At 66.7% G+C, this 23,082-nt stretch carries 19 protein-coding genes; 10 read left to right on the top strand and 9 right to left on the bottom strand.

The features are described 5' to 3' along the window. Window positions 1–110: 110 nt before the first annotated feature. The gene (gene dnaJ / locus R1L06_RS11465; protein ID WP_032128292.1) at window positions 111–1,235 is read left to right on the top strand and encodes a molecular chaperone DnaJ; all 1,125 of its coding nucleotides are present in this window, start codon (window positions 111–113) and stop codon (window positions 1,233–1,235) included. Window positions 1,236–1,327: 92 nt separating this feature from the next. Here dnaJ and R1L06_RS11460 read toward each other — a convergent pair whose 3' ends face one another. Then, window positions 1,328–2,125: an AraC family transcriptional regulator gene (locus R1L06_RS11460; protein ID WP_197615260.1), complete on the bottom strand. Its 798-nt coding sequence runs from the start codon at window positions 2,123–2,125 to the stop codon at window positions 1,328–1,330. A gap of 72 nt (window positions 2,126–2,197) precedes the next feature. Here R1L06_RS11460 and R1L06_RS11455 point away from each other — a divergent pair, with 72 nt between their 5' ends. The 3 genes from R1L06_RS11455 (at window position 2,198) to R1L06_RS11445 (ending at window position 6,159) form a co-directional block, all read left to right on the top strand. Further along, window positions 2,198–3,397: an MFS transporter gene (locus tag R1L06_RS11455; RefSeq protein WP_317217763.1), complete on the top strand. Its 1,200-nt coding sequence runs from the start codon at window positions 2,198–2,200 to the stop codon at window positions 3,395–3,397. A gap of 732 nt (window positions 3,398–4,129) precedes the next feature. Next, window positions 4,130–5,038 carry a pyridoxal kinase gene (gene pdxY / locus R1L06_RS11450; protein ID WP_032128295.1) on the top strand — a complete coding sequence of 303 codons (909 nt, stop codon included), beginning with the start codon at window positions 4,130–4,132 and terminating at the stop codon, window positions 5,036–5,038. Then, window positions 5,035–6,159: a prephenate dehydrogenase gene (locus tag R1L06_RS11445; RefSeq protein WP_317217762.1), complete on the top strand. Its 1,125-nt coding sequence runs from the start codon at window positions 5,035–5,037 to the stop codon at window positions 6,157–6,159. The genes pdxY and R1L06_RS11445 overlap by 4 nt, the downstream gene beginning before the upstream one ends. 266 nt (window positions 6,160–6,425) lie before the next feature. On the opposite strand, the gene R1L06_RS11440 is transcribed toward R1L06_RS11445, so the two are convergent. The 5 genes from R1L06_RS11440 to R1L06_RS11420 form a co-directional block, all read right to left on the bottom strand. After that, entirely contained in the window at window positions 6,426–6,620 is a 195-nt protein-coding gene (locus R1L06_RS11440) for a hypothetical protein (RefSeq protein ID WP_317217761.1), read from the bottom strand. Window positions 6,621–6,690: 70 nt separating this feature from the next. After that, on the bottom strand, window positions 6,691–8,463 hold the full coding sequence (locus R1L06_RS11435; protein WP_049400111.1) for an ABC transporter transmembrane domain-containing protein: 1,773 nt from the start codon (window positions 8,461–8,463) through the stop codon (window positions 6,691–6,693). Beyond that, entirely contained in the window at window positions 8,456–9,052 is a 597-nt protein-coding gene (locus tag R1L06_RS11430) for an IMPACT family protein (protein ID WP_049400110.1), read from the bottom strand. Before R1L06_RS11430 ends, R1L06_RS11435 begins: the two co-directional genes overlap by 8 nt. A 40-nt stretch (window positions 9,053–9,092) precedes the next feature. Next, entirely contained in the window at window positions 9,093–10,097 is a 1,005-nt protein-coding gene (locus R1L06_RS11425) for a hypothetical protein (protein WP_317217760.1), read from the bottom strand. After that, window positions 10,094–10,612 carry an RNA polymerase sigma factor gene (locus R1L06_RS11420; RefSeq protein WP_229301232.1) on the bottom strand — a complete coding sequence of 173 codons (519 nt, stop codon included), beginning with the start codon at window positions 10,610–10,612 and terminating at the stop codon, window positions 10,094–10,096. The genes R1L06_RS11425 and R1L06_RS11420 overlap by 4 nt, the downstream gene beginning before the upstream one ends. Window positions 10,613–10,859: 247 nt before the next feature. On the opposite strand from R1L06_RS11420, the gene R1L06_RS11415 reads away from it, so the two are divergent. After that, window positions 10,860–13,703 carry a bifunctional diguanylate cyclase/phosphodiesterase gene (locus R1L06_RS11415; protein WP_317217759.1) on the top strand — a complete coding sequence of 948 codons (2,844 nt, stop codon included), beginning with the start codon at window positions 10,860–10,862 and terminating at the stop codon, window positions 13,701–13,703. Window positions 13,704–13,722: 19 nt separating this feature from the next. Here the strand turns inward: R1L06_RS11415 and R1L06_RS11410 are convergent, their stop codons facing one another. Beyond that, a complete protein-coding gene (locus R1L06_RS11410) occupies window positions 13,723–14,316 on the bottom strand; it encodes an LOG family protein (protein ID WP_317217758.1) in 594 nt (197 codons plus the stop codon). A 241-nt stretch (window positions 14,317–14,557) separates the two neighbouring features. Then, complete coding sequence (locus R1L06_RS11405) at window positions 14,558–16,054, bottom strand: aminotransferase class III-fold pyridoxal phosphate-dependent enzyme (protein ID WP_317217757.1); 1,497 nt, start codon at window positions 16,052–16,054, stop codon at window positions 14,558–14,560. 210 nt (window positions 16,055–16,264) lie between these two features. Between R1L06_RS11405 and queA the strand changes: the two genes are divergently transcribed. Next, window positions 16,265–17,332 (top strand): tRNA preQ1(34) S-adenosylmethionine ribosyltransferase-isomerase QueA, encoded by a 1,068-nt coding sequence (queA, locus tag R1L06_RS11400; protein WP_317217756.1) that lies wholly within the window; start codon window positions 16,265–16,267, stop codon window positions 17,330–17,332. Window positions 17,333–17,500: 168 nt separating this feature from the next. Here the strand turns inward: queA and R1L06_RS11395 are convergent, their stop codons facing one another. Beyond that, window positions 17,501–17,911: a hypothetical protein gene (locus R1L06_RS11395; protein ID WP_317217755.1), complete on the bottom strand. Its 411-nt coding sequence runs from the start codon at window positions 17,909–17,911 to the stop codon at window positions 17,501–17,503. A 187-nt stretch (window positions 17,912–18,098) separates the two neighbouring features. On the opposite strand from R1L06_RS11395, the gene tgt reads away from it, so the two are divergent. From tgt to secF, 4 genes are all read left to right on the top strand, one after another. Beyond that, complete coding sequence (gene tgt, locus R1L06_RS11390; protein WP_006434331.1) at window positions 18,099–19,229, top strand: tRNA guanosine(34) transglycosylase Tgt; 1,131 nt, start codon at window positions 18,099–18,101, stop codon at window positions 19,227–19,229. Window positions 19,230–19,363: 134 nt separating this feature from the next. After that, window positions 19,364–19,708 carry a preprotein translocase subunit YajC gene (yajC, locus tag R1L06_RS11385; protein WP_046430173.1) on the top strand — a complete coding sequence of 115 codons (345 nt, stop codon included), beginning with the start codon at window positions 19,364–19,366 and terminating at the stop codon, window positions 19,706–19,708. Between the two features lie 61 nt (window positions 19,709–19,769). Then, window positions 19,770–21,635, top strand: coding sequence for a protein translocase subunit SecD (gene secD / locus R1L06_RS11380; RefSeq protein ID WP_317217754.1), 1,866 nt, complete (start codon window positions 19,770–19,772; stop codon window positions 21,633–21,635). Window positions 21,636–21,650: 15 nt separating this feature from the next. Continuing rightward, on the top strand, window positions 21,651–22,631 hold the full coding sequence (secF, locus tag R1L06_RS11375; protein ID WP_071228983.1) for a protein translocase subunit SecF: 981 nt from the start codon (window positions 21,651–21,653) through the stop codon (window positions 22,629–22,631). Window positions 22,632–23,082 lie beyond the last annotated feature (451 nt).

Genomic DNA, 23,082 nt, shown 5'->3' with positions numbered 1-23,082 from the left:
ATCAGGGTCCTGACCGCCCACCGGCGTGTCGGGGCGCCCGACGCAAGAGCGGACCTGGTTCCGCTCTTCCGCTTTGACGAATCCCGACTTTCCGGAACCCGATTCACGATATGAGCAAGCGCGATTACTACGAAGTGCTGGGCGTTGCCCGCACCGCCAACGACGAAGAGCTGAAGAAGGCCTACCGTCGCTGCGCGATGAAGTTCCACCCGGACCGCAACCCGGGTGATGCGGCGGCCGAAGCCTCCTTCAAGGAGTGCAAGGAAGCCTACGAAGTGCTGTCCGACGGCAACAAGCGCCGCATGTACGACAGCCATGGCCACGCCGCGTTCGAGCACGGCATGGGCGGTGGCGGTCCGGGCGGCCCGGACATGAACGATATCTTCGGCGATATCTTCGGCAACATCTTTGGCGGTGGTGGCGGTGGTCCGCGCCAGGCCCGTCGCGGCGCCGACATCGGCTACGTGATGGAACTGGACCTGGAAGAGGCCGTGCGCGGCGTCGAGCGCCGGATCGAGATCCCGACCCTGGCCGAGTGCGGCGACTGCGATGGCAGTGGCTCCGAAGACGGCAAGGTCGAGACCTGCAATGTGTGTCATGGCCGCGGCCAGGTGCGCATCCAGCGCGGCATCTTCGCCATGCAGCAGGCCTGCCACAACTGCGGCGGCCGCGGCCAGATCATCGCCAAGCCCTGCAAGACCTGCCACGGCAATGGCCGTGTCGAGGAAGACAAGGTGCTGTCGGTGAAGGTGCCGGCGGGCGTCGATACCGGCGACCGCATCCGCCTGCAGGGCGAGGGCGAGGCCGGCCCGGCCGGTACGCCGCCGGGCGACCTGTACGTGGAAGTGCGCGTGCGCGAGCATGCGATCTTCCAGCGCGATGGCGACGACCTGCACTGCGAAGTGCCGATCCGCATCTCGCAGGCGGCACTGGGTGACACCGTGCGCGTGGCCACCCTGGGCGGCGAAGCGGAGATCCGCATTCCGGCCGAGACCCAGACCGGCAAGCTGTTCCGCCTGCGCGGCAAGGGCGTGCGTTCGGTGCGCAGCCGCAGCGAAGGCGACCTGTACTGCCGCGTGGTGGTGGAGACCCCGGTCAACCTCACCAACGAACAGCGCAAGCTGCTGGAGCAGTTCGAAGCCACCTTCGTCGGTGAGGAAGCGCGCAAGCATTCGCCGAAGTCGGCCACCTTCATGGATGGCGTGAAGGGCTTCTGGGACCGGATGACGTCCTGATCCATCGACGCATGTGTTGAACGACAGCGCCGGGCAATGCCCGGCGTTTTCGTTTGTGGTGCCGCACTGCCGCCGCCGGGCATGGCCCGGCGCTACCGGAAAAACGCCGCCGGCGTCTGCCCGAGCTGGCGCTTGAACATGCTGGTGAATGCACTCGGGCTGTCGTAGCCCATCGCCAGCGCGACATCGATGACCTTGTCGCCGATCGCCAGTCGCTCCAGGGCGGCCAGCAGCCGCGCCTGCTGCCGCCACTGCCCGAAGGTCATGCCCAGTTCACTGGCGAAATGACGCTGGATGGTTTTCACGTCCACCTGCAGCGCCTGCGCCCAGTCCTGCAGGGTGGCGTCGTCGCCGGGATGTTTCTGGATGTGCTGGCAGATCCGCTGCAGGCGCGGGTCGGAGGGCGAGGGCAGGTGTAGCGGCAGCACGTCCATGCGGTGCAGCTCGTCCAGCAGCAGGCGCACCACGCGGCCGTCGCGGCTGTCATCCACATGCGCGGTCTCGATCAGGCTGGCGGCGAGCAGCAGCTCGCGCAGCAACGGCGCTACCTGTACCGCGAACGCCTCGTCCGGCAGCTGCGGCGCGAAGTCCGGTTCCACATACAGGCTGCGCATATGCACCTCAGCGATGCAGTCCACCGCATGGGCCATGCCGGCCGGCACCCAGATCGCGCGGGTCGAGGGCACCACCCAGCGGCCGCCGTCCGCACGCACCACCATCAGTCCGGACATGGCGAACACCAGCTGGTGACGGCGATGCCGGTGGGGCGCGATGTGGGTGCCGGGTTTGTAGTGGCGGGCGCGGCAGGTCACCGGGCGGTGTACCGGAACCTCGTTCCACGGTGCAGTCTCGCGGACCGGGCAGGGAGTGTCCTTTTTGCGATATGCCATGACCCGAACGCGGCAGAAGGGAGGGGGAGGCCACCGTAGCATGCGTGGCTCGCCCCCAACCTGACTGTGTCCATGTCGACCCTGGCTTCTCCCGCAACGACCTCACGCCCGGTGGCCCCCGGCGTGCTGGCCGCCATTTCCACCTCGCATGTCGTCAACGACATGATGCAGTCGCTGATCCTGGCCATCTATCCGGTGATCAAGGGCTGCTTCAATCTCAGCTTCACCCAGATCGGCCTGATCACGCTGACCTACCAGCTCACCGCCTCGATCTTCCAGCCCTTGATCGGCATGGCCACCGACCGTCGCCCAGCCCCGTACTCGCTGCCGATCGGCATGGCCTCGACCCTGTGCGGCATGCTGCTGCTCGGCTTCGCACCGAACTACGCGGTGGTGCTGATGGCTGCGGCGATGGTCGGCATTGGCTCGGCCATCTTCCATCCGGAAGCCTCGCGCATCGCGCGACTGGCCTCGGGCGGTCGTCATGGTTTCGCGCAGTCGGTGTTCCAGGTGGGTGGCAATTTCGGAACAGCGCTGGGCCCGTTGATCGCTGCCGCAGTGATCGTGCCGTATGGCCAGCACGCCGCATCGTGGTTTGCCGGCGCCGCTCTGATCGGCATCGCTCTGCTGACCTATGTCGGCCGCTGGTACGCGTTGCATCTGGGCACGCCACGACCGGTCAGTACGGCTACGATGGCGCCGCGGCATCCGCCGCGCACTGTGGCCAAGGTACTGGCGATCCTGCTGGTGCTGATCTTCAGCAAGTACTTCTACATGGCCAGCATCGGCAGCTACTTCACCTTCTACCTGATCCACCACTTCGGCATTCCGGTAGCGCAGGCCCAGCTGCACCTGTTCGCGTTCCTGGTGGCGTCCGCCGCCGGCGGCTTCCTCGGCGGCCCGCTGGGTGATCGCATCGGCCGCAAGCCGATCATCTGGACCTCGATCCTGGGCGTGGCGCCGTTTGCGCTGATGCTGCCGCATGCTGATCTGCTGTGGACGACCGTGCTGGCGGTGCTGATCGGCTTCGTGCTGTCCTCGGCGTTCTCGGCGATCGTGGTCTATGCGCAGGAGATGATGCCGCACCGCATCGGCATGGTGTCCGGCCTGTTCTTCGGCTTCGCCTTCGGCATGGGCGGGCTTGGGGCGGCTGTGCTGGGCCTGCTGGCGGACAAGACCAGCATTGAGTACGTCTACCAGTTGACCGCGTTCCTGCCGCTGTTGGGTATCGTGGCGGCGTGGCTGCCACCGTCGCGGCCTGCTGCTCACTGAGGGGTTTGGGTTTGCAGGGTTTGCAGGGCTTGCAGCCCTGCACCTGCAGAGGCAACGTCAACGTCAAAAGCCTGCATTCTGCGGGTTGGCGGGGTGGGTCCGGTTGAGGGGGACGCTGCAAGTCCCCCTCCGGGGCCCGGCCCAGCCGCTGGCGGCTGTGCGTTCGGGCGCTTGCGAAGTAGTGCTTCGCAAGCAAAGCGCCCTCACCCATGTAAGCTCGGTCGCCGCTTGCTCGTGTGCGCAGTCCTGCGCACACGGCAAGACCGGGGTTGGGCGTCCTGCCCAACCCGCCCGAGGCATGCCTCGGGCCCATGCGGCTCACGCCCCCTCAACCGGACCCACCCCGCCTTCGACAGTTGGCCGCGATCTGTCGGAACAGCGTCCGGCCCTGGTAGGTGTCGACCTTGGTCGACACGGATGAATTCGTTCGATATCTGACAGATGTGTCGACCAAGGTCGACACCTACCAACAGCCGCGCGGAACAACAGCCGCAGTTACCAACAGCCGCGTGAACCTGTCGAAGGTGGGGCGGTGTCGGATTGCGGGGTGTCAGCGGCATGGATGCCGCTGCCAAGCCTACAAGGACGTACTTGCGGCGTCCCCGCACTCCGACACCGCCCCGCCACCCCACGGAATGCCGCTTTGGCTTCGGCCGTTGCGGTTGCCGTTGCATTGAGCAGGTGCAGGGCTGCAAGCCCTGCCGAAAACTCCCTTGGGCGTAGAATGCGGGCATGAGCGAATCCCTTGATAACCACCTGGTCCACGGCCGCCGCCAGCGGCCGGATGGTCCGTCGCCGATCGATGTCATCTCGGTCCAGTCGCAACTTGTCTACGGCCACGCCGGCAACAGCGCCGCCGTACCGCCGATGCGTGCGCTCGGTGTGCGCGTCGCGGAAATTCCGACCGTGTTGCTGAGCAATGCGCCGTTCTACGACACCACGCGCGGTCGGGTGCTGCCCGCCGACTGGTTCGCCGACCTGCTGCTGGGCACCCACGAGCGCGGCCTGCCGCAGCGGGCGAAAATGCTGGTTTCCGGCTACTTCGGCAGCACCGCCAACGGTGCCGCCTTCGCCGACTGGCTGGACAACATCCTGCCGGTCTGTCCGCAGCTGCGTTACTGCCTGGATCCGGTGATTGGTGACACCCACACCGGCCCCTACGTGGAACCGGGCCTGGAGGCGATCTTCGCCGAGCGATTGCTGCCGCATGCCTGGTTGGTGACCCCGAACGCCTTCGAACTGAATCGTCTGACCGGCATGCCGGCACTGGCCGAGGCTGATGCCATCGCTGCCGCGCGCACGCTGCTGGATCGCGGCCCGCACTGGGTGATCGCGCACAGCGTGGGCGGTAACCCGGGTGAGCTGGTGACCCTGGCGGTCGGTCGTGAGGAAACCTGGCGCTGGACTTCGCCGCTGCTGCCGGTGGACGTGGCCGGCACCGGTGACGTGCTGATGTCGCTGGTGGTGTCGTTCCTGTTGCGAGGTGAATCGATGCAGCAGGCGATTTCGCGTGCGATTGCCGGTACCCATGCGGCGCTGGAGGCGACTCTGGACAATGGCTTCGAAGAGTTCGACGTGATCGCGGCGGCGCCTGCCGCACTGGCCGAAGGCACGCGCTTCCGCGCCGAACGCGTGGCATGAGCAGCTTGCTCGAACGCACGCCGCGCACGGTCGGCATCGTCGGCAGTGCCGGCGCCTATGGGCGCTGGCTGAGCCGCTTCTTCCAGCAGCACATGCAGCTGCAGGTGATCGGCCACGATCCGGCTGATCCGGACTCGCACACGCCGGAACAGCTGCTGGCGCAGGCCGATGTGCTGGTGTTCTCGGCACCGATCCGGCACACGCCGGCGTTGATCGCACAGTACGTCCAGCAGTCGGCCGGCCGCGAGCAGGACCGGTTGTGGCTGGACGTGACCTCGGTGAAGGAAGCGCCGGTGCAGGCGATGCTGGCCTCTCAAGCCGAAGTGGTCGGCCTGCACCCGATGACCGCGCCACCCAAGGCGCCGACCCTGAAGGGCCGGGTGATGGTGGTCTGCGAAGCGCGGCTGCAGCACTGGCAGCCATGGGTCGATACGCTGTGCACGGCGCTGCAGGCCGAGTGCGTGCGGGCCACGCCGCAGCATCACGACCAGATGATGGCGCTGGTACAGGCGATGGTGCATGCCACCCACCTGGCCCAGGCCGGCGTGCTGCGCCAGTACCAGCCGCAGCTGGGTGATCTGGCCGCGATGATGCCGTACCGCTCGGCGTCGTTCGAGCTGGATACCGCGATCATCTCGCGCATCCTGTCGCTCAACCCGGCGATCTACGAAGACATCCAGTTCGGTAACCCGTACGTGGCGCCGATGCTGGAACGGCTGGTCGGCCAGCTGCAGGCCCTGCAGGCGCAGGTCGGGCAGGGCGACGACCGTGCGCGTGGTGAATTCCGCGAGCAGCTGCTTTCGGCCAACCGCAGTGCCTTCGGCGAGCAGGCGCTGGCGGACGGCAACTACACCTTTGAACGCGTGGGTTATCTGCTGGCTGACCTGACCGAGCGTAATGCGTTGTCGGTGCACCTGCCGGAGGACCGGCCCGGCTCGCTGCGTGAGCTGCTGAACGTGTTCGAGCAGCATCGCATCAGCCTGGCTTCAATCCATTCCTCGCGCACGCCTGGTGGCGAAGTGCATTTCCGCATCGGGTTCGTGGCCGGCAGCGATGCTGCGGCGATCACCCGGGCAGCAGCCGACGTGGACGCCAGTGGGATCGGGCGGGTGCTAGGCTGAATTCATCCACAGGCGGTGTGGATGGTTTCTGAGCAAAGATGTGGATAACCTCGCTCAGGCCTTGGCAGCAAAGGCTGTCAAGATACCTGGCCAAAAAATGATCACGCCTTTTGTAGAGTCGAGCCATGCTCGACCGCCTTGGGCAAAAGGCGTGTCGACCAAGGTCGACACCTACCACAGGCAAGAAAGCGGGTCGATCAAGGTCGACATCCGCCAGAGCGGGGCGATACGAAATCCGGTAGCGCCGGGGCCATGTCCGGCGAACCTCAGATCGTCAGTCGCAGCTCGCCGCCACTGGTGGTGAACTCGCGGCCATCGCGCACCAGCGGCCGCCCGTCATCCAGTTCGTAGCGTGCCGTGGCTTCAGAGTGATGCCCGCTGCCATTCGCCTCGGGCTTGAACTCGATGATGATGTGGCTTTCGCCGTTGCTGTCGACGGCGGGAAACTGACGGAACGACATCGTGCACCTCCTTCAGCGGATGGGGCTGTTGCGCGGCCAGCTTGGCCGCGCCGATGTTAGCCGGACGTCATCAATCGATGAACTGCAGGCGCGCAAGTTCAGCGTACAGTCCACCTTCGGCCAGCAGCTGTGCGTGCGTGCCCTCGGCGACGATGCGGCCCTGGTCCATCACCACGATGCGGTCGGCCTTGAGCACGGTGGCCAGGCGGTGGGCAATGACCAGTGTGGTGCGGCCCGCCATCAGCCGCTCCAGCGCTTGCTGCACGCTGTGCTCGCTCTGCGCGTCCAGCGCGCTGGTCGCTTCGTCCAGCAGCAGGATCGGCGCATCCTTCAGCAGCGCACGGGCAATCGCCACACGCTGCTGCTGGCCACCGGACAGGCGGGCACCGCGCTCGCCCAGCTCACTGTCATAGCCCTGCGGCAACGCGCGCAGGAAGCCATCGGCCTCGGCGGCACGGGCGGCAGCCTCGACTTCGGCGTCGCTGGCCTGCAGGCGGCCATAGCGGATGTTGTCGCGCGCACTGGCAGCGAACAGCGTCGGCTGCTGCGGCACCAGCGCCAGCTGCGCACGCAGCTCGGCCGGGTCGGCCTGGCGCACGTCGATGCCGTCCACGTCGATGCGGCCGCTGGCTGGATCATGGAAGCGCAGCAGCATCGAAAGCACCGTGCTCTTGCCCGCCCCCGACGGACCCACCAGCGCCACGGTCTCGCCGGGGTGCACGTGCAGGTTGAAGTGGTCCAGTGCGGCCTGGTCCGGTCGCTGCGGGTAGTGGAACACCACGTCGTCGAACCGGATCTCGCCACGCAGCGGCTGCGGCAGCGCGTGCGGCTGTGCCGGCGCGCGGATCTCGATGTCTTCCTGCAGCAGTTCGCCGATACGGCCCATGCCGCCGGCCGCGCGCTGCAGCTCGTTCCATACTTCGGCCAGTGCGCCCACCGAGCCGCCACCGATCAATGCATACAGCACGAACTGGCCCAGCGTACCGGCGCTGAGGCGGCCGTCGATGACGTCGTGCGCGCCCAGCCACAACACACCGACGATGGCGCCGAACACCAGCAGGATGGCGCTGGCGGTGACCAGCGACTGTGCGCCGATGCGGCGACGGGCGGCGCCGATGGCATCACCGAGTGCCTTGTCGAAGCGCCCGCGCTCGTACGGCTCGCGTGCATGTGCCTGCACCGTGCGTACCGCACCCAGGGTTTCACTGGCCAGGCTGTTGGCATCGGCGATGCGGTCCTGGCTGTTGCGTGCGACCGTGCGCAGCTTGCGCGCGCCGATGATGATCGGCAGCACCGCCAGCGGAATGCCGAGCAGCGACCATGCGGCCAGCCGTGGGCTGGTGACGAACAGCATCGCCAGGCTGCCGATGACGGTGACCGTGCTGCGCAGCGCCACGGACATGGTCGAGCCGACCACGCTGCGCAGCAGTTCGGTGTCCGCGGTCAGGCGCGAGACCAGCTCTCCGCTGCGGCTGCGGTCGTGGAAGCCGGCACCCAGCTGGATCAGGTGGGCATACAGCTGGCTGCGCAGGTCGGCCACGACCTTTTCACCCAGCAACGATACGAAGTAGAAGCGCGCTGCCGTGCCCAACGCCATGACGACCGCCACCAGCATCAGCAGGGCGAAGGCACGGTTGATCTGGCCGCCGCTGCTGAAACCGTGATCGATCATCTGCTTCACCGCCGGAGGCAGGCTCAGCGTGGCTGCAGAAGACACCGCCAGGGCCAGCAGCCAGGCGGTGAACAGGCCGCTGTGGCGGCGCACGAACGGCCACAGCGTGCGCAGGCTGCCGAGGCGCCGCAGCGGCGGGGTCGAAGCGGGGGCGTCGTCCTTGTCAGTCATCCTGGTCGTCGTCTTCTATGCGGATACGGTCACGGGTGGCGTCGCGCAGGCGGATTTTCAATGCGTCGACCTGATCGGCAGGCAATTCGATCCGCAGGCACACGCCATTGGCATCGAACTGTTCATCGCGCTTTTCGGCACCGAAGGCGGGCAGGGTGGCATGCAGGGTACCCAGGTCCTCGAAGCCGGCCAGCAGCTGCAGCCGGGCCATCGCCACCAGCGGCAGGCGCGGGGCGGTGCGCAGGCACTCGGCGGCGGCGCCGCCGTAGGCGCGCACAAGGCCACCGGCACCGAGCTTGATACCGCCGAACCAGCGCGTCACTACCACCATCACCCGGTCGAAACCCTGGCCGTCGATCGCCGCCAGGATCGGACGTCCAGCCGTGCCGGCCGGCTCGCCATCGTCGCTGGAGCGATAGTCCTGCCCATGCCGGTAGGCCCAGCAGTTGTGGGTGGCATCGGCCACCGCAACCTGCTGCAGGAACGCCATGGCCGCTGCGGCGCCATCGATCGGCGCGGCATGGGCGATGAAACGGCTGTGTTTGACTTCCAGCGTGTGGCTGACCGGCTGGGCGAGAGTATCGAGCATTCCCGTCATTCTACGGGGTTGCCGGGTATTCCCGTCCGCTTCAGTCGTCCAGCAGCGGGCGCAGGTCGCGCGGCAGGCGTGCTTCCGGGTACTGCTGCATGTAGCGCTCCAGGCTGGCACGGGCCAGATCGCGCTGGCCCTCGTCGCGTCGTGTACGGATCTTCTGCAGCCACTGCCGGCGCGGCAGTCGTGCGTCAGCGTCCACCTCGGCCTGCACGGCATCCGCGCTCAGGCCCGCATCGCTGCCGCGGCGCATGATGCCAGGTGCGGAACGGCTGGGAGCCTCGCGCTTCATCGAGGTGATTTCTACCCGGTCCAATGCCGGGGCCTGTTCGGCCTGCACGCTGTTGGACTCTGGCGTGCCTGCCGAGCGCGCCTTCAGCGAACCACTGGCGACAACCGGCGCCATCAGCGGCGCGGGTGCCGAGTAGGCGGTGGGAGCCGGAGGCGCAAGGGGGGCTGCTGCCGGCGCTGCGGCCGGAGCGGGCGGCAGGGCCGCAAAGGAGGTATCGGCGGCCGCATCCGCAGCCATCGATCGTGCAGCCTGGGCCGGCGCTTCAGCGGTCCCGGCCGGCGCAGGCTTGCTTGCGCGCGCGATGGCCGGTGCCGGGGCAGCGGCAACCGGGGCTGCCTCGGGTGCTGCGGGCGCAGCGGCCGGTTCCGCAGTCGCCACCGCGCTGTCGGCTGCACTGCGCTCAGCGGCCTGATCGGCAGCCGCGACGTCTTCTGCCGCAGCCGGTGCCGCCGCAACAGCGGCCTCACCCGCCGGAATCGGTGGCGGTTCCGGACGCAGCTGCCAGGCGATGCCGATGGCGAACACCATCGAGGCGGCGATGCCGAACACCGCCGGCCAACGCGGGCGTGTGCGCTGCGTACGTGGTGCTTCGGGAGAGGCGACCGCATCGGCAGCCGGAGCGTCCACGGCAGCGCGGGCCGCGGCCAGGATGGCGGCGTCCAGTGCGGCGGGCGGTGCCTGTTCGGCGCGACGGCCGAGCAGCCGGGCCAGCTCGCGTTCTTCCGGCGTCAGCGGTTCGTCTCGGTTCATGCGTTCAATCCCGCACGCAGCTTGTCCATCGCATAGCGCAGCCGCGATTTCACGGTTTCCCGGCCTACGCCGGTGATCTGGCCGATCTCCTCCAGGCTCAGTTCCTGATCCAGCCGCAGTTGCAGCACTTCGCGCTGCTCGGGCGGCAGTTGTTCCATCGCCAGCTGGATGCGGCGACGTTGTTCGAATTCGGAAAGCTCGCCTTCCGGGGTCTGTCCATCCTCGATCGCGGCCAGGCGCAGATCGGCATCGGCCGGGGCAGCCGGCCGGTGGCGGGCGGCGCGCCAATGGTCGTTCAGGCGGTTGTGGGCGATGCGGAACAGCCAGGTGCTGAACGCCGCGTCCGGTTGCCACCCCGCACGGGCGCTGATCACCCGCTGCCAGACGTCCTGGAAGATCTCCTCGGCCAGCGCGTTGTCGCGCAGTTGCCGCAGCAGGAAGCCGAACAGGCGCTTGCGATGGCGCGCATACAGGCTTTCAAACGCGCGCAGGTCGCCACCGGCCCAGGCCAGCATCAAGGCTTCATCGGTTGGCAGTGCGCTGGCTTCCACGGCGTACAGGGTAAGGCCTGCAGGCGATGGCGCATAGCCGGTGGCGAGGGCGGGCAGGGCGAGGGTCATGACTCGGAAGGGGCTACGGTCAGCAGGAAAAACGTACGGGCGCACGATTCGGGGTTTACGGGCTTCCATTGCCCCCCGGGTGGCGCGCTATGCTCGGCGGCTCAGGGGAGGCGACGCACTGACGGCGCCAAGAGATTGTCATTTGTCCACGCATGCTGAACCGGCGGAAGAGCCACCACACGAGGCCGTGCTGAGCACGGCGCTGGTGCGCGCGTTGCATGCGCTGTTGCCGGAGTCGGCCGTGGTCCGCGTTGGCTGGGACGATCCGCAGCTGGGCCATGGCCAGGGTGGCTGGCCGCCGCCAGTGGGTGCCGGCCAGGTGGCCGTGGAGCCGGGAATCGGCGAGGGTCAGCATGGCTGGGAATACGACGGAGCGCGGTTGCTGTTGTCGGTAGCCGGGGCGGCGCCTTCGTCGGCCTGGTGGGGGCTGGCCCGGCAGGCGATGGAGCTGGCCCTGCAGCGTGGCCGCCAGGCTGGGCAGATCAAGGCATTGGAAGAGGCCGAGCGGCTGCAGCAGGCGCTGTTCCAGATCGCAGACCTGGCCGGTGCCGACCTGGAGATGGGCGAGATGCTGCGCCACGTGCATGGCGTGCTGGGCACACTGATGTATGCGGAAAACTGCTACATCGTGGAGTACGACGACGTGCGCGACCAGATCCGTTTCCTGTACTTCGCCGATCAGGTCGATGATTTCGTTGCCGATCCCACGCAGAGCCATGACGCCAGCGAGATGCCGCGCAGCCTGACCGTGGCGTTGCTGCGTCATGGCAAGCCGCTCAGTGGTCCCTCGCGCGAACTGCTGGCGCAGGTGATGGAGCAGGAGCACGACCCGCAACGCGGGCCCGAAAGCCTGGATTGGCTGGGGGTGCCGATGCTGCGCGATGGCCGCGTATGCGGTGCCATCGTGGTCCAGAGCTATGAGCAGGCGGCCCGCTATGGCGAGGCCGAGCGCGCATTGCTGGGCTTCGTTGCGCAGCACGTGCAGACCGCGATGGACCGGCGCCAGGCGCAGGTGCGGCTGGAGCAGCAGGTGGCGCGGCGCACCCAGGAACTGCAGCGCGCCAATCACAGCCTGCAGGACGAGGTTGCCGAGCGTCGACGCGCCGAACAGCTGCAGACCGCCCTGTACAACATCGCCGAGATGGCGATGTCGGCCGACAGCCTGGCGCAGTTCTACGGACAGGTGCATGGGGTGGTCGGGCGCCTGCTCGACGCACGCAATTTCTACATCGCTTTGGTCAACCCGGCCGGCAACGGCCTGGACTTCGTCTATTCGGTGGACGAGCACAATGCCAGCCGCGCGCCGCGACCGTTCAGCCGGGGCCTGACCGAGTACGTCGTGCGCAACCGGCGGCCACTGTTGGCATCACGCGCGCAGATCGATGCGCTGTTGGCCAGTGGCGAAGTGCGTGAATCCGGTGCGCGCTCGCACTGCTGGCTGGGCGTACCGCTGCTGCGCGACGACGAAGTGGTCGGCGCGATCGTGGTGCAGAGCTACAGCGAGAACAGCATTTTCAGCGTGCATGACCAGCGCCTGCTGACCTTCGTCGCGCAGAACATCGGTACCGGCCTGGCCCGTCAGCGCGACCAGCAACGGCTGCGCTCGGCGCATGCCGAGCTGGAAAAGCGCGTGGAAGAACGTACCCGCGAGCTGGCCGAGGTCAACGAGAAGTTGCTCGGGCAGATTGGTGAACGCCTGCGGGCCGAGCAACGCCTGACCCACCAGGCCATGCACGATGCGCTGACCGGCCTGCCCAACCGCCTGCACCTGCTGGACCGCCTGCAGGATGCGCTGGCGCTGGCCAAGCGAGAGGGCGGCCCGGTGTTCGCCGTGCTGTTCCTCGACCTGGACCGCTTCAAGCTGGTCAACGACAGTATCGGCCACGCTGCCGGTGACCGCATGCTGGTGGAAGTGGCCAAGCGCATCGTATCGATGGCTGGCGCCGAGGACGTGGTGGCCCGGCTGGGCGGTGACGAATTCGCGGTGCTGCTGCAATGCCCGCAGGGCCTGGCCCAGGCCTTGGACTTTGGCCAGCGCCTGCTGCTGGCGCTGCAGGAGTCGATGTGGATCGCCGGGCGCGAGCTGTTTCCGTCCGGCAGCCTGGGCATCGCGCTGTGGAACCCCCGCTACCGCACCGGCGAAGAGCTGCTGCGTGATGCCGACGCGGCAATGTACCGGGCCAAGGCGCAGGGCCATGACCGCTGTGCGATCTTCGACGAAGACATGCGCGAGCAGGCCATGCGCAGCCTCGATCTGGAAGCCGACCTGCGTCGTGCGATCAACAACCGCGATTTCGTCCCGTTCTACCAGCCGATCGTGCGCCTGTCCGATGGCGAGGTGGTGGGCCACGAAGCGCTGCTGCGCTGGCAGCATGAGCGCCGCGGCCTGCTGCTGCCGGGGGCGTTCCTGGAGCTGGGCGAGGAAAGCGGCCTGATCGAGCAGGTCGACTGGCTGATCTACGAACAGGTGATTGCCGGCCTGGCCGAGGGCGGGCAGAGCTACGTCTCGGTGAACGTATCACCGCGCCATTTCCGCTCCGCCGGGTTCAGCGGCCGCCTGTTCGGCCTGCTGGATGCATGTGGTGCCGATCCGCGTCGGCTGCGCCTGGAGATCACCGAGGTGGCGCTGCTGGACGATGGCCCGCACACGCTGCGCATCCTGCAGGGCCTGCGCGAGCGCGGCATCCAGGTGCAGCTGGACGATTTCGGTACCGGCTTCTCGGCGCTGTCCTACCTGCACCGTTTCCCGATCAGTACGCTGAAGATCGACCAGAGCTTCATCGCCGGCCTGCATGGGCCGGAAGTGCAGAGCACGCGGGCGCTGGTCGAGGGCGTGCTGTCGTTGGCGCGTACGCTGGGCATCGAGACCATCGGTGAGGGCATCGAAACCGAGGCGCAGCGGCAGACCCTGCGCGAACTGGGTTGCGACTACGGCCAGGGCTATCTGCTGGGGCGGCCCGCACCGTGGAGCTGCGCGGCGGTCTGAGCCGCCGCGCAGGAAAGCATCAGCGCAGGGCGGCGCGACGCTTTTCGTCGATCCACTTCGAGGCCTGCGCTGGCTTGTAGTTCTTCATCCACTCCAGCATCTCTTCGATATCCGAGCCGTACCACAGGTCCTGGCGCTGGTCCGGGTGCAGGAAGCGCTCTTCCACCATGCGGTCGATCATGCCGATCAGCGGGGCGTAGAAACCTTCCACGTCGAGGAAGGCGCACGGCTTGTTGCCGATGCCAAGCTGGCGCCAGGTCAGCATCTCGAAGATCTCTTCCATGGTGCCGAAGCCGCCGGGCAGCGTGACGAAGCCATCGGCGAGGTCGAACATGCGCGACTTGCGCTCATGCATCGAACCGACGATCTCCAGCTCGGTCAGGCCGCGGTGGGCCACTTCCCAGTCGGCCAGCTGGCGCGGGATCACGCCGGTCACCTCACCGCCGGCGGCGAGCACGGCATTGGCCACGGTTCCCATCAGGCCGACGTTGCCGCCGCCGTACACCAGGCGCAGACCGTCACGGGCGATGCGGTCGCCCAGTGCAATGGCGCGCTCGGTATAGGCCGGCTTGCTGCCAGCGTTGGAACCACAGTACACACAGATCGATTTCATGGATCTTCCTGTCTCTTGGCCGGAAACGAAAACGCCCCGTCGCCGACCGCAGGGCGGTCAGGGACGGGGTGCCCAAGGATTATGAGGCCTTCAGGGGCCTTCTGTAGAGCCGCGCCGCGCTCGGCTGCTCTTCGTTCAGACCGCGGTGGGCCCCTGTAGAGCCGAGCCATGCTCGGCTGCTCTTCGTTCAGATCGCGGCTACGGCTGAGTCGAGCAAGCTCGACTCTACAAAGAACGAGACTTACGCCGCCGCTGCCTGCTCGCGGCGCGGGCCTTCACGCAGCGCGCGGCCGACCATCCCCACCAGCAGGTCCAGCTCTTCGCTGTCCATGCCGAAGTGCGGAGTGAAACGCAGCGAGTTCTCGCCACCGTGGATCACGTTGATGCCGTGCTGGCGCAGCCATTCCTCGGTGGAGTTGGCGCCGTAGCACTTGAACTGCGGCGCCAGTTCGCAGGAGAACAGCAGGCCGGTGCCCTGCACCTTGGTGATCAGTCCGCCCAGCTCGTTCTTCAGCTGTTCAAGCTTGCGCACGGCCTCGGCACCACGCTCGGCGATGTTGGCGCGCACCTGCGGGGTCAGCTGGGCCAGGGTGGCGCAGGCCACGTCCAGCGCACGCGGGTTGCTGGTCATCGTGTTGCCATAGATGCCCTTGCGGTACAGCTGCGCGGCATGCTCGGTCACCGCCAGCACCGACAGCGGGTACTGCGCGGCGTTGAGTGCCTTGGAGTAGGTCTCCATGTCCGGCGGGTCCAGGCCTTCGAAGCCCGGGTAATCGACCACCGAGAGCACGCCATGCGCACGCAGGCCGGCCTGGATTGAGTCGAGCAGCAGCAGGCTGCCATGGGCACGGGTCAGTTCGCGGGCAACGGCATAGAACGACGGCGGCACCGAGCGGCCCGGGTCGCCTTCGCCCATCACCGGTTCCAGGAACACTGCCTCGATGAACCACTGGTTGCGCGCGGCATCCTCGAACACCTTGCGCAGGCCGGCTTCGTCGTACGGCGCCACGGTGATCACCGAATCCTCGCCACGGTAGCTGGCCAGGTGCTGCATGTAGCTCTTGCGGCTTGAATCCGAATAGAGGGCAGGGCGGTCGGTGCGGCCATGGAAGCTGCCCTTGACCACCACGCGCTTGATCGCAGCACCGGCGTGGCGTGCGCCCGGGTCGGTCTGCAGCTTGGCGTTGACGTCGGCGATGCGCGCGGCCAGGCCGACCGCCTCGGAACCGGAATTCAGGCACATGAAACGGGCGAACGGGCAGCCGCCACGGCGGTGGCCGATCTCGGCGCGCAGGGCGGTGATGAAGCGCTGCTGCGACAGGCTGGGGGTCATGATGTTGGCCATCACCTGCGGGCGGGCCATCGCCTCCAGCACGGCTTCCGGGGTGTGCCCGAAGCCGAGCATGCCGTAGCCGCCGGCGTCGTACAGCACGGCGCCTTTCAGGGTGACCACCCACGGGCCGCGCGCAGCCAGGGCCACATACGGGGTCACCGCGTCATCGGCATAGAAATTGACGAAACCGTCCTGCATCGCGTCGATCTGCGCCTGTTCGTCCTGCGCCAGCAGCGGCCCCAGGTCGGCCTGCACGCGCGCGAATTCCTCGGCGGCGGCGTCCACCGCGGCGATCAGCTGCGGGTGGTTGGCGGACAGGGCGGTCAGGGTGGCGTCGTCCAGGCCGGAGGTGAGGCGGGTGCCGGGCTGGTTGCGCAGGGGGGCGAGGCGTTCGATGAAGCTCATTGCAGATCTCCTGAAACAATGGGTCGCACGGGTCTTCAAAAGCAAAACGCGCGTCATCACGCGCGCTTGGGGCAGGCTCGTGCAGCGGACTTCCGAGTCGATGCTAGCACTTGTTTTTTTGCGCGATAACCCCGCAGAAACCTGCTGCATAGCAGCATTTTGCGCGACGTTCGCCGCGAAGCACGCCGGCTCGCAGACGCTGGACGTACAATGCGCGCCATTGTCGACCTGTTGCCGCCTACTGCCTTGAAGAAGTCCGATTTCAACTACGACCTGCCGGCTGAACTGATCGCGCAGGCGCCCCTGGCCGAACGTTCCGCAAGCCGCCTGCTGCTGGTGCCTCCGGCGCCCGATGCCTTCACCGACCTGCAGGTGCGCGACCTGCCGTCGCTGCTGCAGCCCGGCGACCTGCTGGTGTTCAACGACACCCGGGTGATCCCGGCGCGCCTGTTCGGGCAGAAGGCCAGTGGCGGCCGCGTGGAGATTCTGATCGAGCGCCTGCTGGGTGGCCAGCAGGCCCGCGCGCAGGTGGGCGCCAGCAAGTCGCCCAAGGCCGGCAGCCGCATCGCGCTGGATGCCGGTGGCGAAGCCGAGGTGCTGGGCCGCGATGGCGAGTTCTACGTGCTGCAGTTCCATGTGCCGGAATCGCTGGAACAGTGGCTGCTGCATGCCGGCCGCCTGCCGCTGCCGCCCTATATCCAGCGTGAGCCGGGCCTGGACGACCGTGAGCGCTACCAGACCGTGTTCGCGCGCGAAGTGGGCGCGGTGGCCGCGCCGACCGCCGGCCTGCATTTCGACGAACCGCTGCTGGCCGCATTGAAGGACAAGGGCGTGGACTTCGGCCACGTCACCCTGCACGTGGGTGCGGGCACCTTCCAGCCGGTGCGTGCCGATGACCTGAAGGACCACGTGATGCACCGCGAGTGGCTGAACGTCGGTGCCGAACTGGTGCAGCAGGTGCGGCGCACGCGCGCCGCCGGCGGCCGGGTGATCGGCGTCGGCACCACTGTGGTGCGCGCGCTGGAAAGCGCGATGCGCAATGGTGAGCTGCTGCCGTTCGCGGGTGAAACGCAGATCTTCATCACCCCGGGCTACCGCATCCGCAGCGTGGACGCGATGGTGACCAACTTCCACCTGCCGGAAAGCACGCTGCTGATGATGATTTCCGCGTTTGCCGGCAAGGAGCGCGTGTTCGAGGCTTACCAGCACGCGATCGAACAGCGCTACCGGTTCTTCAGCTACGGCGACGCGATGCTGCTGTTCCCGCAGGCGGGGTAGGGCGCTGACCTCTGCCTGCTTGTGGTGGGTGCGCACCGTTGGTGCGCACTTGCAGATGACTGAAGGCCAGGGAAGCCACACATGGCGTGGCTCTACTGTCTTCGGCGCTGTAGTAAATCCACGCCATGCGTGGATCATTCCTTCCGCAAGTGGGTTCCGCCGGGCTGCTCAGCCCACATCCACCTTGCATTCGCTGAGCGGAACGGACTGGCCGTCGGAGATGATCAGGTGGTCATCTTCAATGCGGGCCAGGCTAAGGCCGAGGTTGCGTGCCCCGGCTTCCACAGCCTTCCGCCATCCATCCAGATCGCCGTGGAAGGAAAGGGCGAGGAAGCGCTGGCCGTTGGGTAGGGTTATCCGGCAGCTGTCCGATACGATGCCACCGCTGCTCGCGGTGAACTCGCCAGCAGAGGCCAGCAATTTGCGGAACTGACTTGAAGCGCTGCTGGTATGGAAATCCTCGTAATAGATGAACTCCACTCCGGCCACAGGATTTATACCCGGGGCGATTCGATCGGCTCGTTGCTCGATTTTTCCCCCAAGAATTGCTTCTAGTACCTCGCGGTCACTTCTATTCATCTTGGGCCTGATTTCCTGGCGAAGTACGTAGTCCGCCCATCTTGGAGGGGCGACCAGTCAGGGCCAAGGCCAGATGCGACAGTCCAGCAGCCGCGTCGCTCAGGTCATTGGTTCCGTTCAGGCCTGAATGGGCGGTCGCCCCGGTTTTGGGAGACAATGGGCGACTATTTGCCTGAACGACCGCTCCATGTCCCGACTGCAGTTCCAGCTCAAGACCCGCGACGGCCGTGCCCGCCGTGGCCGCCTGACCTTCCCGCGTGGCACGGTGGAAACGCCGGCCTTCATGCCGGTGGGGACCTATGGCTCGGTCAAGGGCATCCTGCCGGACCAGGTGCGTGCGCTGGGCGCCGAGATCATCCTCGGCAACACGTTCCACCTGTACCTGCGCCCGGGCCTGGACATCATCGCCGACCACGGCGGCCTGCACGGCTTCTGCCGCTGGGATGGCCCGATCCTGACCGACTCCGGCGGCTTCCAGGTGTTCTCGCTGGCCCACCGCCGCAAGATCACCGAGCAGGGCGTGACCTTCGCCTCGCCCACCGACGGTGCCCGCGTGTTCCTGGGCCCGGAAGAGAGCATGAAGATCCAGAAGGTGCTCGATTCGGACGTGGTGATGATCTTCGACGAGTGCACCCCGTACCCGGCTACCGAGGATGTGGCGCGCCGCTCGATGGAGCTGAGCCTGCGCTGGGCCCAGCGCAGCCGCAACGCGCATGACGAGCTCGGCAACGACGCGGCCCTGTTCGGCATCGTCCAGGGCGGCGTGCACACCGACCTGCGCAGCCGCTCGGCCGAGGCCCTGCAGGCGATCGGCTTCGACGGTTACGCCATCGGTGGCCTGGCCGTGGGCGAGCCGGAGCACGAGCGCAACGCCATGCTCGACCACCTGGACCCGGAACTGCCGGGCGACCGTCCGCGCTACCTGATGGGTGTGGGCCGGCCGGAGGACCTGGTCGAGGGTGTCGCACGTGGCGTGGACATGTTCGACTGCGTGATGCCGACCCGCAACGCGCGCAACGGTCACTATTTCACCTCGTTCGGCACCGTCCGCATCCGCAATTCCCAGTACGCACGGGACATGGATCCGATCGAGCCCGGCTGCGGCTGCGTGGCCTGCACCGGCGGTTACACGCGTTCGTACCTGCGCCACCTGGACCGCTGCAACGAGATGCTGGCGCCGATGCTGGGCACCCTGCACAACCTGTTCTATTACGAAAAGCTCATGGCCGACATCCGTGCGGCCATCGAGGCGGGAACCTTCCTGGCCTTCCGTGAGTCTTTCTACGCGGCACGCGGGGCGGTCGCGCCGCCCCTGTAACCCGAACACCCCCTGCCAAACGGCCCAAGGACGAACGCCCGGGGCCGTGGCATACTTCAAGGCTGACCCAGATCCGCGGTCGACACCCCGTGCCCGTGAAAGGGCCGGAGCGCCGCCCAACCAAAGGACCAACGATGAACCTGCTTGCCTTCCTGATTCCCGCCGCCCACGCCCAGGCCGCCGGCGGCCAACCGCAGGGCATGGGCCTGACCACGCTGCTGTTCCCGGTCATCCTGATCGCCATCATGTACTTCCTGATGATCCGCCCGCAGATGAAGCGGCAGAAGGAACACAAGTCCATGCTGGAGAAGATCAAGCGTGGTGACGAAGTGCTGACCAATGGCGGCATCGCCGGCAAGGTCACCGACATCGGCGACAACTTCATCACCATCGAAGTGGCCGAGAACGTGCGCATCCGCGTGCAGAAGGGCGCTGTTGGCAGCGTGCTGCCGACCGGCACCCTGGATTCGGCCAAGTAAGCCACTCCCTTTCCGATGCACAACCGCGGCGCCGGGGATGGCGCCGCGCGGGACCCAAGCAATGCTCGAATTTCCACGCTGGAAGTACGTCGTCATCCTGATCGTACTGGCGCTCAGCGCGCTGTACGCGCTGCCCAACATCTACCAGAAGGACCCGGCCCTCCAGATCACCGCCAACCGTGGCGGCCAGATCGACGATGCGCTGCGTGACCGTGTGCTGGCCGACCTGAAGACGGCCGGTGTCACCACCATCGGTGTCGAGAAGGAAGGGGAAAGCCTGATTGTCCGCCTGCCGGACCTGAAGGCGCAGTCCGCTGCCAGCGACGCCCTGCGTGACACGGTCGGTGAAAAGTACACCGTGGCCCTGAACCTGGCCTCGACCGTGCCGGACTGGCTGGCCAACCTCGGCGGTCGCCCGATGGTGCTGGGCCTGGACCTTCAGGGTGGCGTGCACTTCGTGCTGCAGGTCGACCAGAAGGCCGCCCTGGACAAGCGCCTGGACGCCTACACAGAAGACGTGCGCAGCACGCTGCGTGACGCCCGCATCCCGTACCAGTCGGTGGAACGCCGCGCTGACAACAGCATCGTGGCGAACCTGAGCCCGTCCGCCGGTGACGACGCCGCGCAGCGTGCCCGCACTGCCCTGGTGAAGGCGCAGCCGACCCTCGGCTACGACGTCAGTGGCAATCGCATCACGGTGACCGTGCCGGAAACCGAGATCACCCAGATCGCCAACGGCGCCATCGAGCAGAACATCAACACCCTGCGCAACCGCGTGAACCAGCTCGGCGTGGCCGAGCCGATCATCCAGCGCCAGGGTGCCGACCGCGTGGTGGTGCAGCTGCCGGGCGTGCAGGACACCGCCGAAGCCAAGCGCATGATCGGCGCCACCGCTACCCTGGAATACCGGGCCGTGGTGGACGGTAATCCGACAAGTGTCGCTGACAAAATTGCGAGTGGCCGTATTCCGCCGGAGGCGAAGATCTATCAGCGTCGTGATGGCGGTGGTCCGGTCCTGCTGAACAAGCGCGTGATCGTCACCGGTGACCAGATGGTCGGCGCGCAGGCGGTGACCGATTCGAACAGCGGCTCTCCGGCGGTCAGCGTGACGCTGAACAATGTCGGCGGCCAGCGCATGTTCGACTTCACCAGCGCCAACGTGAACAAGCCGATGGCGGTGGTCTATACCGAGCGCGTGCCGACCGTGACCGTCGTCGACGGCCAGGAAGTGCGTGGCTTCAAGGTCAACGAGGAAGTGATCTCGGTGGCCAACATCAACGGCGTGTTCGGCAAGAACTTCCAGACCACCGGCCTGCAGAAGAAGGAAGCCGAGGACCTGGCCAAGCTGCTGAAGTCCGGCTCGCTGGCCGCGCCGATGGACTTCGTCGAAGAGCGCGTGGTGGGCCCGAGCCTGGGTGCCGAGAACGTCAAGAACGGTATGCGCGCGGTGGTGTTCGCATTCCTGTTCACCCTGGTGTTCTTCAGCGTCTACTACCGCATGTTCGGCGTGATCACCTCGATCGCGATGCTGTTCAACCTGCTGATCGTGGTGGCGGTGATGTCGCTGTTCGGCGCGACCATGACCCTGCCGGGCTTCGCCGGCCTGGCGTTGTCGGTCGGCCTGTCGGTGGACGCCAACGTGCTGATCAACGAGCGTATCCGTGAAGAGCTGCGTGCCGGCGTGCCGGGCAAGACCGCGATCGTGACCGGTTACGAGCGTGCTTCCGGCACCATCCTCGACGCCAACCTGACCGGCCTGATCGTCGGTGTGGCGCTGTTCGCATTCGGTACCGGTCCGCTGAAGGGCTTCGCGCTGACCATGATCATCGGTATTTTCGCCTCCATGTTCACCGCGATCACCGTGTCGCGTGCGCTGGCGACGCTGATCTACGGCCGCCGCAAGAAGCTCCAGAACGTGGCCATCTGACGGGACGACACGCACATGAAACTGTTTCCGCTGCACATCCTCCCGAACGACACCAAGATCGACTTCATGCGCTGGCGCCATGTCGCGATGGTCGTCACGGTCATCGTGTTCCTGGCCTCGGTTGCCATCATCGGCTTCAAGGGCTTCAACTACGCTCTGGACTTCACCGGCGGCACCCTGATCGAAGCCCGCTTCGACAAGGCCGTGGACGTCGAGCAGGTCCGTACCAAGCTCGAGGAAAGTGGCTTCGACGGTGCCCAGGTGCAGAGCGTCGGTGGCAACACCGATCTGCTGATCCGCCTGGCCCCGCACGGTGAGCACGCTGCCGGTACCGGCGACGCCGCGCACGAGGACAAGGCCACCGCCGCCGCCGTGGTGAAGGCACTGTCCACCGCCGACAACCAGGCCACCGTGCTCCGCAACGAGTTCGTGGGCCCGCAGATCGGCAAGGACCTGGCGATGAACGGCCTGTATGCCACCATCTTCATGCTGGCCGGCTTCCTGATCTACATCGCGGTGCGCTTCGAATGGAAGTTCGCGGTCACCGCCAGCATCGTGGCGATGTTCGATCTGATCGTGACGGTCGCTTACGTGTCCCTGCTGGGCCGTGAGTTCGACCTGACCGTGCTGGCCGGCCTGCTGTCGGTGATGGGCTTTGCGATCAACGATCTGATCGTGGTCTTCGACCGCGTCCGTGAGAACTTCCGCAGCCTGCGCGTGGACTCGATGGAAGTGCTGAACCGTTCGATCAACCAGACGCTGTCGCGTACGGTGATCACCGCGGTGATGTTCTTCCTGTCGGCGCTTGCCCTGTACATGTACGGCGGCAGCTCGATGGAAGGCCTGGCCGAGACGCACATGATCGGTGCGGTGATCGTGGTGCTGTCCTCGATCCTGGTGGCGGTGCCGATGCTGACGATCGGTTTCCTGCGCGTCAGCAAGCAGGACCTGCTGCCGAAGGCGAAGGACATCGAGGCCCTGGCCCGTCGCCCGTAAGCACCCGCTGCACGCAACACACAGAGAACCCCGCGCAAGCGGGGTTTTTTGTGTGCAGGGCTTGCAGCCCTGCACCTGCTCAATGCAACGGCAACGGCAACGTCAAAAGCCGGAGCTGGCTTTCTGCTGGTTGGGCGGGGCCATGTGGGTTGGCAGGACATGCCGTAAACCCATCCATGGGGGCTCGATGGCGCCATCCATGGCGCCAACGGTCCTGCACAACCACACCGCCCCACCTCTGACAGATTCCGGTGGCTGTTGGTAGTTGTCGACCTTGGTCGACACGGTAGATCCACGCATGCGTGGATGAATCTCCATCGGAATCGAATATTTCGATATCGGAACGATTTGAGCCGAGCATGGCTCGGCTCTACAGAAGAGCGAACAGATTGCGAGAATCTGTCGAAGGCGGGGTGGGTCCGGTTGCGGGGGCGTGAGCCGCATGGATGCG

Origin of the sequence: Stenotrophomonas mexicanensis, assembly GCF_032911605.1 — a bacterium.
Lineage (GTDB): Bacteria > Pseudomonadota > Gammaproteobacteria > Xanthomonadales > Xanthomonadaceae > Stenotrophomonas > Stenotrophomonas maltophilia_A.
Note: the sequence above shows the minus strand (reverse complement) of the source record. Positions and strands in the feature narration are given on the sequence as shown.

What these genes read in the sequence shown, in the direction of transcription:
- secD (WP_317217754.1), top strand. Translation starts at nt 19,770, where the DNA reads ATGCTCGAATTTCCACGCTGGAAGTACGTCGTCATCCTGATCGTACTG.
- R1L06_RS11405 (WP_317217757.1), bottom strand. Translation starts at nt 16,054, where the DNA reads ATGAGCTTCATCGAACGCCTCGCCCCCCTGCGCAACCAGCCCGGCACC.
- queA (WP_317217756.1), top strand. Translation starts at nt 16,265, where the DNA reads ATGCGCGCCATTGTCGACCTGTTGCCGCCTACTGCCTTGAAGAAGTCC.
- yajC (WP_046430173.1), top strand. Translation starts at nt 19,364, where the DNA reads ATGAACCTGCTTGCCTTCCTGATTCCCGCCGCCCACGCCCAGGCCGCC.
- R1L06_RS11435 (WP_049400111.1), bottom strand. Translation starts at nt 8,463, where the DNA reads ATGACTGACAAGGACGACGCCCCCGCTTCGACCCCGCCGCTGCGGCGC.
- R1L06_RS11445 (WP_317217762.1), top strand. Translation starts at nt 5,035, where the DNA reads ATGAGCAGCTTGCTCGAACGCACGCCGCGCACGGTCGGCATCGTCGGC.
- R1L06_RS11460 (WP_197615260.1), bottom strand. Translation starts at nt 2,125, where the DNA reads ATGGCATATCGCAAAAAGGACACTCCCTGCCCGGTCCGCGAGACTGCA.
- secF (WP_071228983.1), top strand. Translation starts at nt 21,651, where the DNA reads ATGAAACTGTTTCCGCTGCACATCCTCCCGAACGACACCAAGATCGAC.
- R1L06_RS11455 (WP_317217763.1), top strand. Translation starts at nt 2,198, where the DNA reads ATGTCGACCCTGGCTTCTCCCGCAACGACCTCACGCCCGGTGGCCCCC.
- R1L06_RS11430 (WP_049400110.1), bottom strand. Translation starts at nt 9,052, where the DNA reads ATGCTCGATACTCTCGCCCAGCCGGTCAGCCACACGCTGGAAGTCAAA.
- tgt (WP_006434331.1), top strand. Translation starts at nt 18,099, where the DNA reads ATGTCCCGACTGCAGTTCCAGCTCAAGACCCGCGACGGCCGTGCCCGC.
- R1L06_RS11425 (WP_317217760.1), bottom strand. Translation starts at nt 10,097, where the DNA reads ATGAACCGAGACGAACCGCTGACGCCGGAAGAACGCGAGCTGGCCCGG.
- R1L06_RS11440 (WP_317217761.1), bottom strand. Translation starts at nt 6,620, where the DNA reads ATGTCGTTCCGTCAGTTTCCCGCCGTCGACAGCAACGGCGAAAGCCAC.
- R1L06_RS11410 (WP_317217758.1), bottom strand. Translation starts at nt 14,316, where the DNA reads ATGAAATCGATCTGTGTGTACTGTGGTTCCAACGCTGGCAGCAAGCCG.
- pdxY (WP_032128295.1), top strand. Translation starts at nt 4,130, where the DNA reads ATGAGCGAATCCCTTGATAACCACCTGGTCCACGGCCGCCGCCAGCGG.
- R1L06_RS11395 (WP_317217755.1), bottom strand. Translation starts at nt 17,911, where the DNA reads ATGAATAGAAGTGACCGCGAGGTACTAGAAGCAATTCTTGGGGGAAAA.
- dnaJ (WP_032128292.1), top strand. Translation starts at nt 111, where the DNA reads ATGAGCAAGCGCGATTACTACGAAGTGCTGGGCGTTGCCCGCACCGCC.
- R1L06_RS11420 (WP_229301232.1), bottom strand. Translation starts at nt 10,612, where the DNA reads ATGCTGGCCTGGGCCGGTGGCGACCTGCGCGCGTTTGAAAGCCTGTAT.